The 17128-nt window shown below is 66.8% G+C and carries 21 protein-coding genes; 17 read left to right on the forward strand and 4 right to left on the reverse strand.

The window, feature by feature from the left end; genetic code table 11:
• Positions 1 to 13 precede the first annotated feature (13 nt).
• The 9 genes from irrA to D3874_RS23570 all read left to right on the forward strand — a co-directional run bounded on the left by irrA (position 14) and on the right by D3874_RS23570 (position 6383).
• Positions 14 to 448 carry an iron response transcriptional regulator IrrA gene (gene irrA, locus D3874_RS23530; RefSeq protein ID WP_119781604.1) on the forward strand — a complete coding sequence of 145 codons (435 nt, stop codon included), beginning with the start codon at positions 14 to 16 and terminating at the stop codon, positions 446 to 448.
• A 225-nt stretch (positions 449 to 673) separates the two neighbouring features.
• Positions 674 to 1090 (forward strand): rubrerythrin family protein, encoded by a 417-nt coding sequence (locus D3874_RS23535; protein WP_119781606.1) that lies wholly within the window; start codon positions 674 to 676, stop codon positions 1088 to 1090.
• Positions 1091 to 1220: 130 nt separating this feature from the next.
• Positions 1221 to 2570, forward strand: coding sequence for a heterodisulfide reductase-related iron-sulfur binding cluster (locus tag D3874_RS23540; RefSeq protein ID WP_119781607.1), 1350 nt, complete (start codon positions 1221 to 1223; stop codon positions 2568 to 2570).
• 27 nt (positions 2571 to 2597) lie between these two features.
• Complete coding sequence (locus tag D3874_RS23545; RefSeq protein ID WP_119781609.1) at positions 2598 to 3191, forward strand: DUF3501 family protein; 594 nt, start codon at positions 2598 to 2600, stop codon at positions 3189 to 3191.
• 168 nt (positions 3192 to 3359) lie between these two features.
• Positions 3360 to 4271: a CsgG/HfaB family protein gene (locus D3874_RS23550; RefSeq protein WP_233560123.1), complete on the forward strand. Its 912-nt coding sequence runs from the start codon at positions 3360 to 3362 to the stop codon at positions 4269 to 4271.
• On the forward strand, positions 4271 to 4576 hold the full coding sequence (locus tag D3874_RS23555) for a hypothetical protein (RefSeq protein WP_119781611.1): 306 nt from the start codon (positions 4271 to 4273) through the stop codon (positions 4574 to 4576). Before D3874_RS23550 ends, D3874_RS23555 begins: the two co-directional genes overlap by 1 nt.
• A 1-nt stretch (position 4577) precedes the next feature.
• Positions 4578 to 4958, forward strand: a complete 381-nt coding sequence (locus D3874_RS23560) for a DUF4810 domain-containing protein (RefSeq protein ID WP_119781613.1) — start codon at positions 4578 to 4580, stop codon at positions 4956 to 4958.
• Entirely contained in the window at positions 4955 to 5653 is a 699-nt protein-coding gene (locus tag D3874_RS23565) for a DUF799 domain-containing protein (protein ID WP_119781621.1), read from the forward strand. Before D3874_RS23560 ends, D3874_RS23565 begins: the two co-directional genes overlap by 4 nt.
• A gap of 121 nt (positions 5654 to 5774) precedes the next feature.
• A complete protein-coding gene (locus tag D3874_RS23570; RefSeq protein ID WP_119781623.1) occupies positions 5775 to 6383 on the forward strand; it encodes a hypothetical protein in 609 nt (202 codons plus the stop codon).
• On the opposite strand, the gene D3874_RS23575 is transcribed toward D3874_RS23570, so the two are convergent.
• From D3874_RS23575 to D3874_RS23585, 3 genes are all read right to left on the reverse strand, one after another.
• A complete protein-coding gene (locus tag D3874_RS23575) occupies positions 6374 to 7234 on the reverse strand; it encodes a lysophospholipid acyltransferase family protein (protein WP_119781624.1) in 861 nt (286 codons plus the stop codon). The genes D3874_RS23570 and D3874_RS23575 overlap by 10 nt on opposite strands.
• An 8-nt stretch (positions 7235 to 7242) precedes the next feature.
• Positions 7243 to 7995 carry a HesA/MoeB/ThiF family protein gene (locus D3874_RS23580; RefSeq protein WP_119781626.1) on the reverse strand — a complete coding sequence of 251 codons (753 nt, stop codon included), beginning with the start codon at positions 7993 to 7995 and terminating at the stop codon, positions 7243 to 7245.
• 144 nt (positions 7996 to 8139) lie between these two features.
• Positions 8140 to 9354 carry an acyl-CoA dehydrogenase family protein gene (locus D3874_RS23585; RefSeq protein WP_119781628.1) on the reverse strand — a complete coding sequence of 405 codons (1215 nt, stop codon included), beginning with the start codon at positions 9352 to 9354 and terminating at the stop codon, positions 8140 to 8142.
• 200 nt (positions 9355 to 9554) lie between these two features.
• Between D3874_RS23585 and D3874_RS23590 the strand changes: the two genes are divergently transcribed.
• From D3874_RS23590 to D3874_RS23625, 8 genes are all read left to right on the forward strand, one after another.
• Entirely contained in the window at positions 9555 to 10163 is a 609-nt protein-coding gene (locus D3874_RS23590; protein ID WP_119781630.1) for a TetR/AcrR family transcriptional regulator, read from the forward strand.
• A 5-nt stretch (positions 10164 to 10168) separates the two neighbouring features.
• On the forward strand, positions 10169 to 11647 hold the full coding sequence (locus D3874_RS23595) for an acetyl-CoA carboxylase biotin carboxylase subunit (protein ID WP_119781632.1): 1479 nt from the start codon (positions 10169 to 10171) through the stop codon (positions 11645 to 11647).
• Positions 11648 to 11774: 127 nt separating this feature from the next.
• The gene (locus D3874_RS23600; RefSeq protein WP_119781633.1) at positions 11775 to 12263 is read left to right on the forward strand and encodes an acetyl-CoA carboxylase biotin carboxyl carrier protein subunit; all 489 of its coding nucleotides are present in this window, start codon (positions 11775 to 11777) and stop codon (positions 12261 to 12263) included.
• Positions 12264 to 12268: 5 nt separating this feature from the next.
• The gene (locus tag D3874_RS23605) at positions 12269 to 13876 is read left to right on the forward strand and encodes an acyl-CoA carboxylase subunit beta (RefSeq protein WP_119781635.1); all 1608 of its coding nucleotides are present in this window, start codon (positions 12269 to 12271) and stop codon (positions 13874 to 13876) included.
• 72 nt (positions 13877 to 13948) lie between these two features.
• Positions 13949 to 14230: a type II toxin-antitoxin system RelE/ParE family toxin gene (locus D3874_RS23610; protein ID WP_119781637.1), complete on the forward strand. Its 282-nt coding sequence runs from the start codon at positions 13949 to 13951 to the stop codon at positions 14228 to 14230.
• Positions 14202 to 14534, forward strand: coding sequence for a HigA family addiction module antitoxin (locus D3874_RS23615; RefSeq protein ID WP_119781639.1), 333 nt, complete (start codon positions 14202 to 14204; stop codon positions 14532 to 14534). Before D3874_RS23610 ends, D3874_RS23615 begins: the two co-directional genes overlap by 29 nt.
• A gap of 128 nt (positions 14535 to 14662) precedes the next feature.
• Positions 14663 to 15814 carry an alpha/beta fold hydrolase gene (locus tag D3874_RS23620; RefSeq protein WP_119781641.1) on the forward strand — a complete coding sequence of 384 codons (1152 nt, stop codon included), beginning with the start codon at positions 14663 to 14665 and terminating at the stop codon, positions 15812 to 15814.
• A gap of 72 nt (positions 15815 to 15886) precedes the next feature.
• Entirely contained in the window at positions 15887 to 16702 is an 816-nt protein-coding gene (locus D3874_RS23625; protein ID WP_119781642.1) for a hypothetical protein, read from the forward strand.
• Here the strand turns inward: D3874_RS23625 and D3874_RS23630 are convergent.
• Positions 16692 to 17075 carry a response regulator gene (locus D3874_RS23630; protein WP_119781644.1) on the reverse strand — a complete coding sequence of 128 codons (384 nt, stop codon included), beginning with the start codon at positions 17073 to 17075 and terminating at the stop codon, positions 16692 to 16694. The genes D3874_RS23625 and D3874_RS23630 overlap by 11 nt on opposite strands.
• Between the last annotated feature and the right edge of the window lie 53 nt (positions 17076 to 17128).

The following is a 17128-nucleotide window of genomic DNA, read 5'->3' on the forward strand; positions in this document are numbered from 1 at the left end:
AGGTAACCAAGCCATGATCCGGCCATCCCCCGAACGCCCCTTCCGCGACGCGCTCCAGCGCCTGAAGGCGGCCGGCCTGCGGCCGACGCGCCAGCGCCTGGCGCTGACCCGGATCTTGTTCGAGAACGGCCACCGCCACCTGACCGCCGAAACCCTGCACGGCGAAGCGCGCCTGGCCGGTGTCGACGTTTCGCTCGCCACCATCTACAACACGCTGCACCAGTTCACCACCGTGGGCCTGCTGCGCGAGGTGGTGATCGACACCGGCAAGGCCTATTTCGACACCAATACCGACGACCACCATCACTTCTTCTTCGAGGAGTCGGGCCGGCTGGTCGACATTCCGGGCATGGATGTCGCCATCACCAACCTGCCCCAGGCGCCCGCGGGCACGACCGTGGCGCGGGTCGACGTGGTGATCCGCCTGCGCGGTCCGGGTAACCCCTGACAGTCGCCGCAGCGCAGCAGAACTGTAAAGCTTTCCCGCAGCTTGCGAACGTCTTTCAACCGATTCTAGACTGTTGACGGTGCTCCCCGCAGGCTCCTATAACGGAGTCCGGCGGGGGCGATCGCAAGGCGTTATCGCCCCATCCGTTACCCGGGGATGCCCCGCGGCGGCCGCTCGGCCGCGTTGCCGGCAGGCATCCCGCCATTGCAGGGAAGGAGTGGCATCATGTCGCTTGCTGGAACCAAGACCTGGGGCAATCTCAAGGACGCTTTCGCCGGCGAGAGCCAGGCGAACCGCCGTTACCTCTATTTCGCGCAGAAGGCCGACGTTGAAGGTTACAACGACGTCGCCGCCGTGTTCCGCTCGACCGCCGAGGGCGAGACGGGCCATGCCCACGGCCACCTCGAATTCCTCGAGGAAGTGGGCGATCCCGCGACCGGCGAGCCGATCGGCGGCACCGACCTGAACCTCAAGGCCGCCATCGCCGGCGAGACCCACGAATACACCGACATGTATCCGGGCATGGCCAAGACCGCCCGCGAGGAAGGCTTCGACGAGATCGCCGACTGGTTCGAGACCCTGGCCAAGGCCGAGAAGTCTCATGCCGGCCGCTTCCAGAAGGCGCTCGACACCCTCGCCTGAGACCGCGCATCCCTCCTCACCCAACCCTCTCCTCCCAGGAGGAGAGGGCTCGAGTGACTCCCCTCTGCCCTTTAGGGCGGAGGGGTCGGGGGAGGGGGGTCTCTGACCAGAGAAATCCGATGAGGCCGGCATGAGAGAAGGTTCGCTCGAGGCGCCGACGCGCCATCCGCTGGCGTGGAACGACCCCGATTTCTACGACGAGGCCAAGCTCGACGCGGAATTGCGCCGGGTCTTCGACATCTGCCACGGCTGCCGCCGCTGCTTCAACCTGTGCGACTCGTTCCCCCGCCTGTTCGACCTGGTCGATGCGACCAGCGAAGGCGAGGTGCATGGCGTGAAATCGGAAGACTTCGGTGCGGTCGTCGATGCCTGCACCCTGTGCGACCTGTGCTTCATGACCAAGTGCCCCTATGTGCCGCCGCACGAATTCAACCTGGATTTCCCGCACCTGATGCTGCGCTACCGCGCGGTCGAGCATAGCAAGGGCGAGACTCCCTTCGCGCAGCGGCAGTTGGCGCGCACTGACCGCAACGGCAAGCTGGCCGGCGCCATGGCGGGCCTGTCCAACTGGGCGACCGACGCCGACAACAAGTTCACCCGCGGCCTGATGGAGAAGGCCGCCGGCATCGATGCCCATGCGGCCCTGCCGAAATTCCACCGGGCGACCTTCAAGCGCCAGGCCAGGAAATCCCCGATCGAGGTCAATGCCGCGGCGCCCGCCCATGGCCGCAAGGCGGTGATCTATGCCACCTGCTTTGCCAATTACAACGCGCCCGAGATCGGCATGGCCGCGCGCGCGGTACTGGCCAGGAACGGCGTCGAAACCGAGGTGGTCTACCCCAGGTGCTGCGGCATGCCGCTGCTGGAACACGGCAATCTCGAAGGGGTGGTGGCCAATGCCCAGGCGATCAAGGCCGAATTGCTGCCCTGGGTCGACAAGGGTTACGACATCGTCGCCCTGGTGCCGTCCTGCGCCTTGATGATGAAATTCGAATGGGGCCTGCTGATGCCGGATGACGCCGACATCAAGCGCCTGGGCGACGCCGTCTACGACATTCCCGAATATGTCGTCGACATCGCCAAGAAGGAAGGCCTGGCCCCGGGCCTGGCGCCCTTGGAAGGCGGCATCGCCGTGCACATCGCCTGCCATGCCCGGGCCCAGAACATGGGCGCCAAGGCCGCCGAAATGCTGAAGCTGATCCCCGGCCAGGACCTCCAGGTGATCGAGCGCTGCTCGGGCCACGGCGGTTCCTGGGGCGTGCTCAAGGAGTTCCACGAGGTGGCGCTGAAGGTGGGCAAGCCGGTGGCGCGAACCGCGGCCAAGGCCGGCAAGGCCCATGTCGCCTCGGAATGCCCGCTGGCGGGGGCCCATATCGTCGAGGGCATGCGCCAGTTGAACGGCGACGGCACGGCCAAGGTCCCCGACAAGGCCCCGCACCCGATCGAACTGTTCGCCCGGGCCTACGGCATCGAGGCCTAGACGCAGGTAATTGTAAGGATCACTCCCATGCCCAAGGCGGCCCGGCGCATCACCGCAGACGACATCCTGCCGCGCGAGACCTATGGCGCCGAGCGCAAGGCCCGCCGCGCGGCGGTGGTGGACCTCAAGAAGCGCCGGCGCATGGCCGTCGGCCCCTATGCCACCTTCCATTTCGAGTGTTTCGAGACGATGTGGATGCAGGTGCAGGAAATGCTCTACATCGAGAAGGGCGGCGACGCGCAACTGGCCGACGAACTGGCCGCCTACAACCCGATGATCCCGCAAGGCGCCGAGTTGACCGCCACCATCATGTTCGAGATCGAGGACGCCTACCGCCGCGCCCGCATCCTCCAGCGCCTGGGCGGCGTCGAGGATGCCCTGACCATCAGGGTGGGCGGCCACACCATCCAGGCGGTACCCGAGGGCGACGTCGAGCGCACCAAGGAGGACGGCAAGACCTCCGCCGTCCACTTCATGCACTTCCCCTTCAGCGCGGAAGCGATCGCCGCCTTCCAGGACCCGGCCAACGAAGCGATCATCGCCTTCGCCCACCCGGAATACGGCCACATGGCCGTGATCCCGCCGGAAATCCGCGCGTCGCTCGCGCAGGATTTCGGGTGAGGCGCGGGCGACTGTGTCGGTTCAGCCACAGCGCGAGATTCTGTCGCCAGACCGCTAGCGTGGGTTGATTTCTCTCGGCTAAGCTCCCGCCCGCAATAAGCGTATGCGCGGTTGTGGGAGGCACGTTTGCGGGTAGATTTTCGTTGGGCGCTCATCCTTGCGGGGAGCTTGGCCCTTGCTGCCTGCGCCACGCCGGCCCCGGTGCCGACCGAAGTCAGCGCACCGGCCCCCTCTCTTGCCGCCGCCCCGGCCCCGGACATGCCGACGCTGAAGCGCAAGGTCGCCATCGGCCGCTTCTCCAACAGCACCAACTATGGCCGCGCCCTGCTGCTGGCGACCGAGCGCGATCCGCTGGCCGATCAGGCGGCCGACATGCTGTCGGCACGGCTGGTCGAATCCGGCAAGTTCATGGTCTTCGAGCGTTCAGACCTCGACGTGGTGCGCGCCGAACAGGCCCTGCAAGGCAGCGGTTCGGCCCAGCTTGTCGGCGTCGACGCCCTGATCATCGGCTCGGTGACCGAATTCGGCCGCAAGACCGACGGCCAGACCGGCTTCCTGTCGTCGACCAAGCGCCAGACCGCCAGCGCCACGGTCGAGGTTCGGCTGGTCGACGTCCACACCGGCCGGGCCTTCTTCTCGACCAGCGGCCATGGCGATGCCGTGGTCGAGGCGGGCGAGATCGCCGGCTTCGGCTCCAATGCCTCCTACGACGGCACCTTGAACGACCGGGCCATCGCGGCCGCGGTCGCCGACCTGATGACCGGCGTCATGCAGAAACTGCAGGAACGCAGCTGGTCGACCGATATCCTCCAGGTCAAGGGCGGCGACGTGCTGATCAGCGGCGGCCCCGCGCAAGGCCTGAAGATCGGCGACCGGCTGCGCGTCGAACGGCCGGGCCAGACCGTGACCAGCGGGCAGACCGGGCTGCCCATCGCCCTGCCGGGCGATTATGTCGCCACACTCGAGATCGTCTCCTTCTTCGGCGACCAGCCCGAGGCGCAAGGCGCGGTGACCCGCGTGGTCGAAGGCAAGGTGAATGCCGCCCAGGCGAAATCCCTGATCGTGACGGAGATCCGCTGATGCGCGCCATTGCGACGGTGGCCCTCGCCGCCACGCTCCTGCTGGGGGCCTGCGCCTATCCCGATACCACGGTGCAGCAGGGTGCCGCCAGCAGCGGCCTGTACTTCACCGCCGCCGCCGCGGGCACGCGGGTGTTCGTCGACGGCAGCGATGCCGGCGATGCCACCCTCTACAACGGCAAGCAGGCCGTTCTGGTGGTCCCGCCGGGGCCGCATCAGGTCACCCTGAAGCTCGGCCAGAGCGTGCTCTACGACAAGCCGGTGTTCGTCGGCGCCGGTTCCCAGGTCGAGATCAAGGGTCAGTAACATGAAACATCTCGTCTCCCTCGCCCTGGGCGCGGCCCTCCTGGCCGGCTGCGCGCCGCAGACGCGCTTCGAATGGGGCAGCTATCAGGAATCGCTCTATCTCTACGCCAAGGCGCCGGACCAGCGCGACGCCTATCGCAAGTCGCTGCAGGACGCGATCGACAAGGGCAAGCAAACCAATCGCCTGGCACCCGGCCTGCAGGCCGAACTCGGCTACCTCTACCTGGAAGAGGGTGACAAGGGCCGTGCCATTCAGCTCTTCGAGGACGAGATGGCCCAGTTTCCCGAATCCAGGCCCTTCCTGACCGATATGATCAAGCGCCTCCAGGGCGCTCCCGTGCCCGCGCCGACCGCTGCCGCCGCGCCGGAGGTGCAGTCATGATCCTGGGTTCCAAGCTTCGCACCGTCGCCGCCCTGGCCCTCCTGCCGCTGGTCGCCGCCTGCGTGCAGCCGCCGACGCCGAAGGACTACACCCCGTTCCGCGCCGAAGGGCCGCGCAGCATTCTGGTCGTCCCCGCGATCAACAATTCGCAGACCGTCGAAGCGGCGGACTATTTCGTCTCGACCATCGCCCCGCCGTTCGCCGAACGGGGCTATTATGTCTTCCCGTCGTTCATGGTGAAGCGGGTGATGGAGGAGAACGGCCTCTCCGATCCCGGGCTCGTCCACAATGCCGATGCCCGCCGGATCAGTAACCTGTTCGGTTGCGACGCGGTGCTGTTCGTGATCATCGAGAACTGGGAAAGCGAGTACGCGGTCCTGGCGACGGCGACCAAGGTCGGCTTCACCTACGAATTGCGCAGCTGCAAGACCAACGCCGTGCTGTGGCAGGACAAGCGCACCGTCGTCTATTCGCCCCAGGCCAATTCCAGCGGCAACATCTTCGCCGACCTGATCGTCATGGCGATCGTCGCCGCCGTGGAAAAGGCCGCGCCCAACTATATCCCGCTGGCCAAGCAGGCCAACCTCCTCGCCTCCGCCACGGCCGGCCAGGGCCTGCCCGCCGGCCCCTACCTCGCGGACCAGTACCAGAAGGACGGCTCGACCTTCCCGTCGACGCCCACAGCGCCGAAGTAGACCCGGCCCGGGCATTGCCCGGCATTCAGGCGGCCGCGAATCGACCGTCGCGTGAGCGCGATCACAGAACGGTCGCGCGGCGGTGCTAGCCTTGGCCTCTCGATTTTCTTGGGAGGACATCATGGCGGGCAACCTGAATCCCGGGCTGTTGATCTGTCAGTGCGAATCCTGGTCCGGGCGCCCGATCCTGGGGGCCACGGCGCAGCTGAACTTCGTCGAGGTCGATGCGGCCTTCGGCGGGCGGCTGAAGCTCTTCAACCCCAAGGGCGAAGAGGCCGAGAGCGTCACGGCCGACACCGCGCGATCCGGCGTCGCCTTCCTGCAATTCTTCTGGGACCCCACGCACATCGGCTATTTCACCAGCAACACGCCCAAATTCCGCGCCGTCGCCTATGGCGTGCCGGGCTTTTCCAAGGAAATCGTGCCGGGCGAATGGTACGGCACCAACGAGGTGCCGCACGGGTTTGAGACCGATCGCGTCTCTGGCCGCATGGGCCTGTGCGTGAACCTGGGCCAGATCTGGTCCGAGGGCAAAGGCGAATTCCAGTTCAAGGAAGGCGCCGGCCTCGCCATCGACATCATGAAGAAGATCAAGGAGGCGCTGGAATTCCACGCCAAGGTGACAGGCCAGAAGACGCCCAAGGTTCCGTTCCTGAAACCCATGCGGCCGACGCCGGAAATGGTCTCCCTGCTGGGCTATGCCTCGTTCCGCCTGAAGGCCTACGATTGAAGCCTGCGGGCCAGCCGCCCGGCGAGCGGCAGCAGGCGGTTGCGGAACTTGCGCTTGGGGTCGTTCTCGCGCTGCGCCAGTAGCAGGTCGAGACCGTCCCCGATCGCGGCTTCCACCTCGCGGCGCAGGGCCCAGGCATTGTCGTCGTTGACCTCGCCATGCCAGCGGCTGGTGTCGATCGCCGGGGCAAAGCGGAAGTAATAGCGCTCGGGCCGCGGCAGGGCGGTTAGCCCTAAGCCGCGGTAAAGGCCCAGGTAGTCGGGCTTCAGGCCCAGGCGCCGGGTCAGCGACGCGACGCCGGGCACCTTCATGATCTCGTCCGAGCCCAGCAGGATCGAATAGCTGTCGTCGGCGCCCACCGCCGAGAAGGGAATGACCGGGCAGCCCGCCTCGATCGCCAGGCGGGCAAAGCCCAGCCGTTCCTTCCAGCGCAGCTTGTACTGCTCGCCCTTGCGCTTGAAGACCTCGCCGACCCCGCCGGGGAAGACGATGACATGGGCGCCCAGCGCCATCAGGGCGCGGAAATTGTCGGGATTGCCGGCAACGGCACCCGAGCCTAAGAACAGCTCGCGCCAGTAGGGCACCTTGAAGTGGACATTGTCGGCCAGGCCGCGCAGCCAGACACCGGTACGCTCCTTCAGGCCGAAGGTCATGACCGAGGCATCGAGCGTGCCCATCAGGGTGTGATTGCCGATGAACAGAGCGGGGCCTTGCAGGGGCACGTTTTCCAGCCCCTCGAACACCGGATCGGTCAGGGCCGTCCAGCTGTCGATCGCCGGGCCCAGCCGCTTGCGGAGTTTGGCGTAGTCCTCGTCGGTGAAGGGGGCGACAGGCGGGGCGGCGTCGGTCATGGCGGGTCCTAACCCCCGCTACAAACCGTGCAGGCAGGGTCTCGATGCAGGCGGAGGGTGCGGAAGCGGGTACTCAACGCATCGTACAAAACCAGCCGGCCGGCGAGCGTGTCGCCGATACCGGTCAATTCCTTCAGCGCCTCGACCGCCATCAGGCTGCCGACCACGCCGGTGACGGCGCCGAGGATGCCCTGGCCCGCGCAATTGGCGGCTTCGGTCGTCCCCTCGGGCACGAAGCAGTGATAACAGGGCTGGTCACCCTTCAAGTGGCCCTTGAAGGTCGCGACCTGTCCCTCGAACTGGGCAACAGCCCCCGATACCAGCGCTTTGCCGACCGCCACGCAGGCACGGTTGACCGCGTGCCTGGTGGCGAAATTGTCGGTGCCGTCCAGCACCAGGTCGTAACCAGACACCAGGCTGCGCGCGGCCGCATCATCCAAATGCAGGGCATGGGTGACGACCCGCACGTTGGGGTCCAGCCGGTTCAGCGCCGCCGCCGCCGCCGCCACCTTGGGCCGGCCGACATCGGCGGTCTGATAGATCACCTGGCGCTGGAGATTGGACAGGGCCACCGTGTCATCGTCGACCAAGCCGATGGTGCCCACCCCCGCCGCCGCCAGATAGAGCGCCACCGGCGCGCCCAGGCCGCCGGCGCCGACGATCAGCACCTTGGAGGCCAGCAGGCGCGCCTGGCCGGCCCCGCCGACCTGACGCAGGATGATGTGACGGGCATAGCGGTCGAGTTGGTCGTCGGTGAGCATTGCCGACCTGAGACTCCCTCGCCCCGCTTGCGGGGAGAGGGCCGGGGTGAGGGGTGTTAGGGCCGATCCTTGTCTTAGCCGACAAAGCAGCCTCGAGACCCCTCACCCTAACCCTCTCCCCGCAAGCGGGGCGAGGGAAAATTGTCAGCGCAGCAATTCGCCGGCGATGATCAGCTTGCGGATCTCGGAGGTGCCGGCGCCGATCTCCAGCAGCTTGGAGGCGCGGTAGAGGCGGTTGATCTCGGTCTCGCGCATATAGCCCGCACCGCCGAAGATCTGCACCGCGTCCGACACCACCCTGGTGCAGCCTTCGGCCGCATAGAGGATGCACGAGGCGGTCAGCTTGTGGATGTCGCCGCGGCCGCCGGCGCCCTCCTCCAGGTCGTTCGCCTCGGCCAGGGTGCGGTAGCAATAGGTTTTCATGGTCTCGATGGTCGTCCACATTTCGGCGAGCTTCGCCTGGACCATCTGGAATTCGCCGATCTTCTTGCCGAACTGGGTGCGGGTCTTGGCATAGTCCAGCGCCAGTTCGAAGGCCCGCTCCGCCATGCCGAGGTTGATCATGGCGACGATGGCGCGTTCGAGATCCAGGCCGGACATGACCACCGCCACGCCCTTGTTCTCGACGCCGACCAGGTTTTCAGCCGGGACCTTGCAGTCCTCGAACACCAGTTCCGCCGTGGTCGAACCGCGGAAGCCCATCTTGTCCAGCTTCTGGGCGACCTTGAAGCCCGGGAAGCCCTTCTCGACGATGAAGGCGGAGATGCCCTTGGCGCCCGCGGCCTTGTCCGTCTTGGCATAGACCAGGATGACGTCGGCCACGGGGCCGTTGGTGATGAACAGCTTGGCGCCGTTGAGGATGTAATGGTCGCCCTCGCGCCGCGCCGTCGTCGCCATCGAGCCCAGGGCATCCGAGCCGGCGCCCGGTTCGGTCAGGCCCAGGGCGCCGATCTTGGTGCCGTCCAGCAGGCCGGGGAGATAGCGCTCGCGCAAGGCGGGGCTGGCATTGCGGGCGATATTGTTCACGCACAGGTTCTCGTGCGCGACATAGGACAGGGCCACCGCATGGTTCCAGCGCGCCAGGCCCTGGGTGATCAGGCCTGAGGTGAAGAAGTCGCTGCCCGCCCCGCCCAGTTCCGGCTCGACGGTCACGCCCAGGAAGCCCATGCGGGCCAGCGCCGGCATGGCCTGGGGCGGCCACCATTCCTCGTTGTCCATCCTGGGGCACAGGTCGTGGAGTTCGCCGCGGCCGAACTTGTCGGCCTGGTCGAGAATCTCCTGCTGGTCCGGGGTCAGCCGAAAGCCGTTGGTGGCGTAGCTGTTCGCCCGCAGGTCGGCCGCCGCCGCTGTCGCACTCATCCTGGTTCCTCCCCATGTCTCCGGTTGACATGTCTAAAATGAAGCATATTCAATATGGCCCGAGAAGCAAGAGCCCCCTCTCCTCTCGAGAGGAGAGGGTTGGGGTGAGGAGGGGGACGCCGGCTGCCGGCGCAAGCCCCCCTCCCCCAACCCCCTCCCCCAATGGGCGGAGGGGGCTTACAGGGGGAAGCCAGCTCTAGATGCCGGTGATCAGCGCCAAGCGGATGCAGGACCGGATCGACGCCATCGTCGAGGCCGCCTCCGTCACCTTTTCGACCAAGGGCTTCGAGGCCGCCTCGATCGCCGAGATCGCGCGCGCCGCCCAGGTCTCGGACGGGCTGATCTATCGCTATTTCGCCAACAAGCGCGACCTGCTCTACCGCGTGCTCCAGGCCTTCTATGAACGGCTGCTGCCGCAGGTCGAGGCGCAGGTGGCCCAGGGGGTCGGCTTCGAGGACAAGCTGCACCGCCTGGTGCGCCGCCATGTCGAGGTCTTCGTCGCCGATCGCGGCCTGTGCCGCCTGTTCCTGACCGAGGTGCGCGTCGCCAGCGACTATCAGGGCTCGGCCATCCAGGACCTGAACCGCCGCTATACCAAGGTGCTGACCGCCCTGATCGAGGATGGCATCGCCAAGGGCGAGGTGAAGCCCGACGTTTCGCCGCGCCTGGTGCGCGATATCCTGTTCGGCGCCATCGAACATCTTGCCTGGCCCCATGTGAACGGCGACGCCCGTCTCGACGTGAAGGCCAGCGCCGCCGCCGTCACCGCCCTGTTCTGTGGCGGCGTCTGCCTGCCCGTGAAGGCTTGAGGTCCATGCCCCATTTTCCCTTCGATACCGTCCTGGTCGCCAATCGCGGCGAGATCGCCGCGCGCATCCTGCGCACGGTGAAGCGCCTAGGGCTGAAAGGCGCCGTCGTCTACCACGTCGCCGACAAGGGCGCGCCGGCAATCGCCCTGGCCGACATCGCCATCGAGATCACCGGCAAGACCCCCGTGGCCGCCTTTCTGGACGGCGAGCAGATCATCGCCGCCGCCCTCAAGGCCGGCGCCGGCGCGGTCCACCCCGGTTACGGCTTCCTGTCGGAGAACGCGGGCTTCGCCAGGGCGGTCGCCGCCGCCGGCATCCGCTTCGTCGGGCCGGAACCCGCCGCGATCGAGCTGATGGGCGACAAGGTGCGGGCGCGCAAGTTCGTCGCCGACCGCGGCTTCCCCGTCGCCCCCTCGGCGATCGAGGATGACGATCCGGCCAGTTTCGTCGAGCGCGCGCGCCTGGTCGGCACGCCGCTGCTGATCAAGCCGTCGGCCGGCGGCGGCGGCAAGGGCATGCGCATCGTCCGTGACCTGGGCGTGCTGGAAGAGGAAATCATCCGCGCCCGCTCGGAAGGGCAGCGTTACTTCGGCGACGGACGGCTCTATGTCGAGCGCTTCGTCGAGAACCCGCGCCATATCGAGGTGCAGGTGATGGGCGACGCCCACGGCACCGTCATCCACCTGCACGAGCGCGAATGCTCGGTCCAGCGCCGCTTCCAGAAGATCGTCGAGGAAACCCCCTCGCCCGCCCTCACCGCGCAGCAGCGCAAGCAGATCTGCGAGACCGCCGCCGGCATCGCCCGCGCGGCGAATTACCGCAACGCCGGCACGGTCGAGTTCATCTATGGCGCCGGCGAGTTCTTCTTCCTGGAAATGAACACTCGCCTGCAGGTCGAACATCCGGTAACCGAGATGATTACCGGCCTGGACCTGGTGGAGGTGCAGTTGCGCGTCGCCGCCGGCGAGAAGCTGGACCTCGCCCAGGACGCGGTGCCCAGCGCGGGCCATGCGATCGAACTGCGCCTCTATGCCGAAAGCCCCGCACGAGGGTTCGTGCCCACCACCGGCAAGGTGCTGGCCCTGCGCCTGCCCCAAGGCGTGCGCGTCGACAGCGGCATCACGCAAGGCCAGAGCATCACCACCGCCTTCGACCCCATGCTGGCCAAGGTGATCGTGCATGGTGCAACCCGCGCCGAGGCGATCGCCAAGGGCCGCGCCGCCCTGCGCGACCTGGTCCTGCTGGGCTGCGAGACCAATGCCGCCTTCCTCGACCGCCTGCTGGCCGACGATGCCTTCGCCAAGGGCGAGGTCCACACCGGCACCCTGGATGCAAGGCCCGACATCGCCGCCGAACCGGCGCTGACCGACGACCTGAAAGCCCGCCTGATCGCCGCCGCGGCCCTGTCCCTGCGCCCGGTCAAGGATTCGGCCGACCGCATCCAGCCGGTCCACGCCGCCATCGGCGGCTGGCGGAGCGCGTGATGGTTCATCCTTCCATTTGTGTCATCCCGGCGCAGGCCGGGATCCATCGCCGTCCAGCGCGCGATGTCCCAATGGTTCCCGGCCTGCGCCGGGATGACAAAAATAACAAAGGTCCGGGAAACGCCCCATGCGCCACCTGTTTCTGATCGACGAGCAAGAGGTCGAGGCCGGGCTCCTCCCCGCCGACACCGGCTACCGCCTGCTGCTGGGCGACGCGGACATTCCCGTGGCGCTGGCCGACGGCCGCCTGACCGTGGCCGGGCGCAGCGAGCCGGTCGCCGTCGCGCTGGAGGGCGATGTCGCCCACGTCCATCTCGACGGGCGGGCCTGGCGGGTCGAATTCGTCGACGCGGTCGAGCGCTATGCCCATACCGGCCATGCCGGCGCCGACGACGTGATCATCGCGCCCATGCCGGGCTCGGTCGTCGCGGTCAATGTCGCCGCGGGCGACAGCGTCGCCGCCGGCCAGGTGCTGCTGGTGATCGAGAGCATGAAGCTGGAGACCGCCATCAAGGCGCCGCGCGCCGGCACCATCGACATGGTTCACGTCGCCGCCGCCGCGACCTTCAACAAGGGGGCGCCGCTGGTCGCCCTCGCCCCCGCGACCGAGGGCTGAGAGACATGCGCCAGATCCAATCGTCCATCGACGTCAATTCGGCCGAGTTCCAGGCCAACGCCGCCCACAATCAGGGCCTGGCCGCCGCCTTGCGCGAACGCCACCACAAGGCCCGCTTCGTCCGGCCCCAGCGTGACATGGACCGTCTCGCCCGCCAGGAGAAGCTGTTCGTGCGCGAGCGTATCGAGGCCCTGCTCGATCCCGGCACGCCGTTCATGGAACTCTCGACGCTGGCCGCCAACATGGCCTATGGCGGCGAGGCGCCCGGCGCCGCGATCGTCACCGGCATCGGCATCGTCGCCGGCCAGGAAGTGGTGATCCATGCCGACGACGCCAGCGTGAAGGGCGGCGCCTGGTATCCCCTCTCCGTGAAGAAGATCGTCCGGGCGCTCGACATCGCCATCGAGAACCGCTTGCCGGTGGTGCACCTGTGCGATTCCGCCGGCGGCTTCCTGCCCCTGCAGGCCGATACTTTCGCCGACCGCTATTACGCCGGGCGCATCTTCCGCAACCAGGCGATCCTCTCCAAGCTGGGCGTGCCCCAGGTCTCGCTGGTGATGGGCCATTGCACGGCGGGCGGCGCCTATATTCCCGCCCTGTCGGAATACAATGTGATCGTGCGCGGCACAGGCGCCATCTTCCTCGGCGGCCCGCCCCTGGTGAAGGCGGCGACGGGCGAGATCGTCTCGGTCGAGGAACTGGGCGGCTGCGACACCCACACCCAGATCTCCGGCACCGCCGATTATCCCGCCAACAGCGAGCGCCACGCCATCGCCATCGCGCGCGAGATCGTCGGCACCTGGAAACGGGCGGAGAAGCTGAAGATCGAGCGCATCGCGCCGGAAGCCCCGCACTACGATCCCGCCGAGCTCTACGGCGTCATCCCGCGCGACATCAAGGTGCAGTTCGACATGCGCGAGGTAATCGCCCGCGTGGTCGATGGCAGCCGCTTCCACGAATACCAGCCGGCCTATGGCACCACCCTGGTCTGCGGCTTCGCCCATATCTTCGGCATGCGGGTGGGCATCATCGGCAACAACGGCGTGCTGTTCAACGACAGCTCGCTCAAGGGCGCCCACTTCATGCAGTTGTGCGACCAGAACCGCACGCCGATCCTGTTCCTGCAAAACATCACCGGTTACATGGTGGGCAAGGAATACGAGCACCGGGGCATCACCAAGGACGGCGCCAAGATGATCATGGCGGTGTCGGGCCTCGAGGTGCCCAAGATCACCGTGATCGTCAACGGCTCGTTCGGGGCGGGCAACTACGGCATGTCGGGCCGCGCCTTCGACCCGCGCTTCCTGTTCATGTGGCCGCAGAGCCAGATCTCGGTCATGGGCGCCGAACAGGCGGCCAACGTGCTGAGCGAGGTGAAGATCCGCCAGTTGTCGCGCAACGGCGAGACCCTGTCCCCGGAGCAGATCGCCGCCATCCGCGAACCGGTGATCGACGACTACAAGCGCATGTCCAGCGCCTACTACTCGACCTCCGAACTCTGGGACGACGGCATCCTCGACCCCGTCGATACCCGCAATGCCCTGGGCCTGGCGCTGAGCTGCACCCTGAACAGGCCGATCGACCGGCCCCATTTCGGCGTCTTCCGGATGTAGCGTGCGGCCAGTCATCCCTTGCCGGCCCAGGGCAAATCTATATATTGTGCGTATAACGTATGAGGCGAATGCGTGATCGCTGGCTTCAAGTGCCGAGACACGGAAGCCCTTTGGCATGGCAAAGCCATCCGGCGATTTTCGGCGATCGCGGTGCAGGCGAGGCGAAAGCCGGACTATCTCGATGCGGCCCAAGCCCTCCTGGACTTGCGCGCGCCGCCGGGCAACCGGCTGGAAGCCTTGGCCGGCAATCGCAAAGGGCAGCACAGTATTCGGGTGAACGATCAGTGGCGGATCTGCTTCGTCTGGCGGGACAAATCGGGAGCCCATGATGTCGAAATCGTCGACTACCACTAAGCTGTCGCGGCCAACGGGGCGGATCGCCACCCATCCCGGCGAGATGCTGCTTGAAGAATTCATGAAGCCGCTCGGGCTCAGTGCGAATGCCTTGGCCGGCCTTCTAAAGGTGCCGGCGAACCGGATCTCCGACCTGGTTCGCGGTCGCCGTCAGGTCACCGCCGACACGGCCCTGCGCCTTGCCCGCTATTTCGGCACCACACCCGAGCTCTGGCTCAATCTCCAGACCAATCACGATCTTTCCAAGGCGCGGGCCGAGATCGGGCACGCCATTGTCGAAGAGATCCGCCCTCGGGCTGCCTGATACACTTCGGCCGGCCGCGACAAGGCTACGCTTGCCAATCGCCCGTAACGCGACTATCCCCTGCCCTGTTCCGGTAATTGCGTATTTCATGCGAATAGAAGGCGGCAGCGCCTTTGGCGGGGAAAGTCATGGTCCTGAACCGGCTGGTCGAAATGTCGAGCTTCGCGGGCGAGCGGGCGATCCAATGGATCAGCAACGCGGTCGAAAGCACGCTCTTCGCCGAGAATTTCGATATCTCGGAGCAGACCCCCTATGAGGTGGTGGTGAAGGGCGGGCTGATGACCCTGCGCTATTATCCGCCGCTGAAGCAGAGCGAGATCGAGATCGGCGCGGAGACCATGCCGGTCGCCACCATCACCCACCCGGTGCCGATCCTGCTGGTGCCGCCCCTGGCGGCCGACCCGCTGAACTTCGACCTGCTGCCCAACCGCAGCCTGGTGCGCTTCCTCCTGGCCAAGGGCTTCAAGGTCTACCTGGTCGATTTCGGCAGCCCCAAGGCCCGCCATGCCGACTATAACCTCGCCGACTATGCCGCCCGCATGCTGCCCGATGCCCTCGCGGCCTTGCGCGCGCATCACGGCGACCGGGAAATCTCGCTGCTGGGCTACTGCATGGGCGGGCTGTTCGCCCTGGTCTATCAGGGCTGGGCGGTCGATCCCAATATCCGCAACATCGTCACCATCGCCAGCCCGATCGATTCCCGCGCCGTGGGCATGGCCGGCTGGATGGTGGAGGCGATGGAGATCCCGACCCGCCTGATCCGGCGGCTGACCCCGTTCCGCATCGACAAGATCAGCGCCCAGCGCCTGATGATGCCGGGCTGGGCCGCCTCGGCCTTGTTCAAGCTGACCAATCCCACGGGCGTGGTCCAAGGCTATGCCGACCTGCTGATGAACCTGTGGGACCGGGAATACCTGGTCGAGAACCGCACGGTGGCCAAATGGTTCAACGACATGCACGCCTATCCCGGCGGCATCGTGAAGGACTTCCTGGTCCGCGTCGGCCTCGACAACGCCCTGTCCAAGGGCAAGATCGACTTAGGCGAAAAGGCCGTCAGCAATTTCGGCGCCATCAACTGCCCCTATCTCGCCATCGCCGGCAAGACCGACCAGATCGTGACCCTCGACTCCGCCCGCAAGGTGATGGACGTGGTGCCGTCGGCCGACAAGCAGTTCGCCGAGGCGCCGGGCGGCCATGCCGGGGTCTTCGCCGGCTCGAAAGCCCCGCGCACCACCTGGACCATCGCCGCCGACTGGCTGGCCCTGCGCTCGGCGGCATAACGTCACGGTTGCGGCAACACTACTACCCATGATGGAATAAGGCACCGAGACGCCGCCGCGTCAGGAGGTGCCTTGCGAGGGTTTGCCCGAACCGTCCGCCAATGCCTGTGGGGCCTGCTGCTGGCGGCCGCGGCCTGGCCGGCGCATGCCGCCTGGACCGAGCCCGAGGGCCACGGCCTGGTCATCAATACTGTAACCATTACCTTCTCGCGCGCCAATTTCGACGCGAACGGCGAACTCTATGTCGCCCCGGTGAAGCGGCGGATCGAGTTCAGCCCCTATCTGCAATACGGCGTCTTCGACGGCTGGACCGCGATCGTCCAGCCGACCTATGCCCAGGCCCGCACGACGCAGCCCGAGGCGACAAGCGAGCAAGGTTTCTCCAAAGTTTTCCTCGGCCTGCGCCATCGCCTGTTCCAGGACGAGAGCGATGTCCTCTCGGTCCAGCCCGGCATCACCTTCAGCCCCGGCGACCGTGTGCGCGCGCAATTGCTGGGCGGGGGTGACGCCATCGCCGAATTGCGCCTGCTGTGGGGGCACAATTTCACCATCCCCGACCCGTTCAGCGACGACGACGAAATGCCGGCCTTCTGCGTGCTCGAACTGGCGCCGCGCCTGCCCGAAGGCAGCGGGCCGCCGGTCGAGCTGGAGATCGATGCCACCCTGGGCTATTCGATGCGCGAGGATACCCAGTTGCTGCTGCAGTCGATCAACAAGCTGCCGCTCGACTCCGAACTGGGCAGCTATGCCAAGTATCAGTTGCAGTCGTCCACCGTGACCGAGCTTGGCTGGGGCACGTCCCTCCAGGTCGGCGGGATCTATACCTTCGCCGGCACCAATGTCGACCAGGAGACCGCCGCCTTCCTGGCCCTGTGGGTCAGGTTCTGAGCGGCGGCGCAGCGATCAGGTGCAGCAAGTCGTCGAGATCGAACGGCTTGGCCAGCACCGGGACGCTGCCACCCAGCAGGTCACGCGCGGCCGTGCGCAGATAGCCGTGCCCGCTCATGATCACCAGCCGGGTGGCGGGGGCCACGGCGCTCAGCACCTGGGCCAGGCGCAGGCCGTCCAGGCTGGGCATCTCAAGGTCCAGCAAGACCACGTCATGACGGTCGTCGGTCGCCGCGCGGGCGCCCAGGGCGCCGTCGCCGGCAGCGGTCACCTGGAAGCCACGAGCGACAAACCCGGTCATCAATTCATCGCGCAGGTCGTGGTTGTCCTCGACCACCAGGATGCGCCGCCCTGCCCTGCCCCCATCCTCCATGAACTACCCCGCCAGATCGTGCCCCGGCATTCAACTTCATCTCATTGTTGCCT

The sequence above is a fragment of the Oleomonas cavernae genome (assembly GCF_003590945.1).
GTDB lineage: Bacteria > Pseudomonadota > Alphaproteobacteria > Zavarziniales > Zavarziniaceae > Zavarzinia > Zavarzinia cavernae.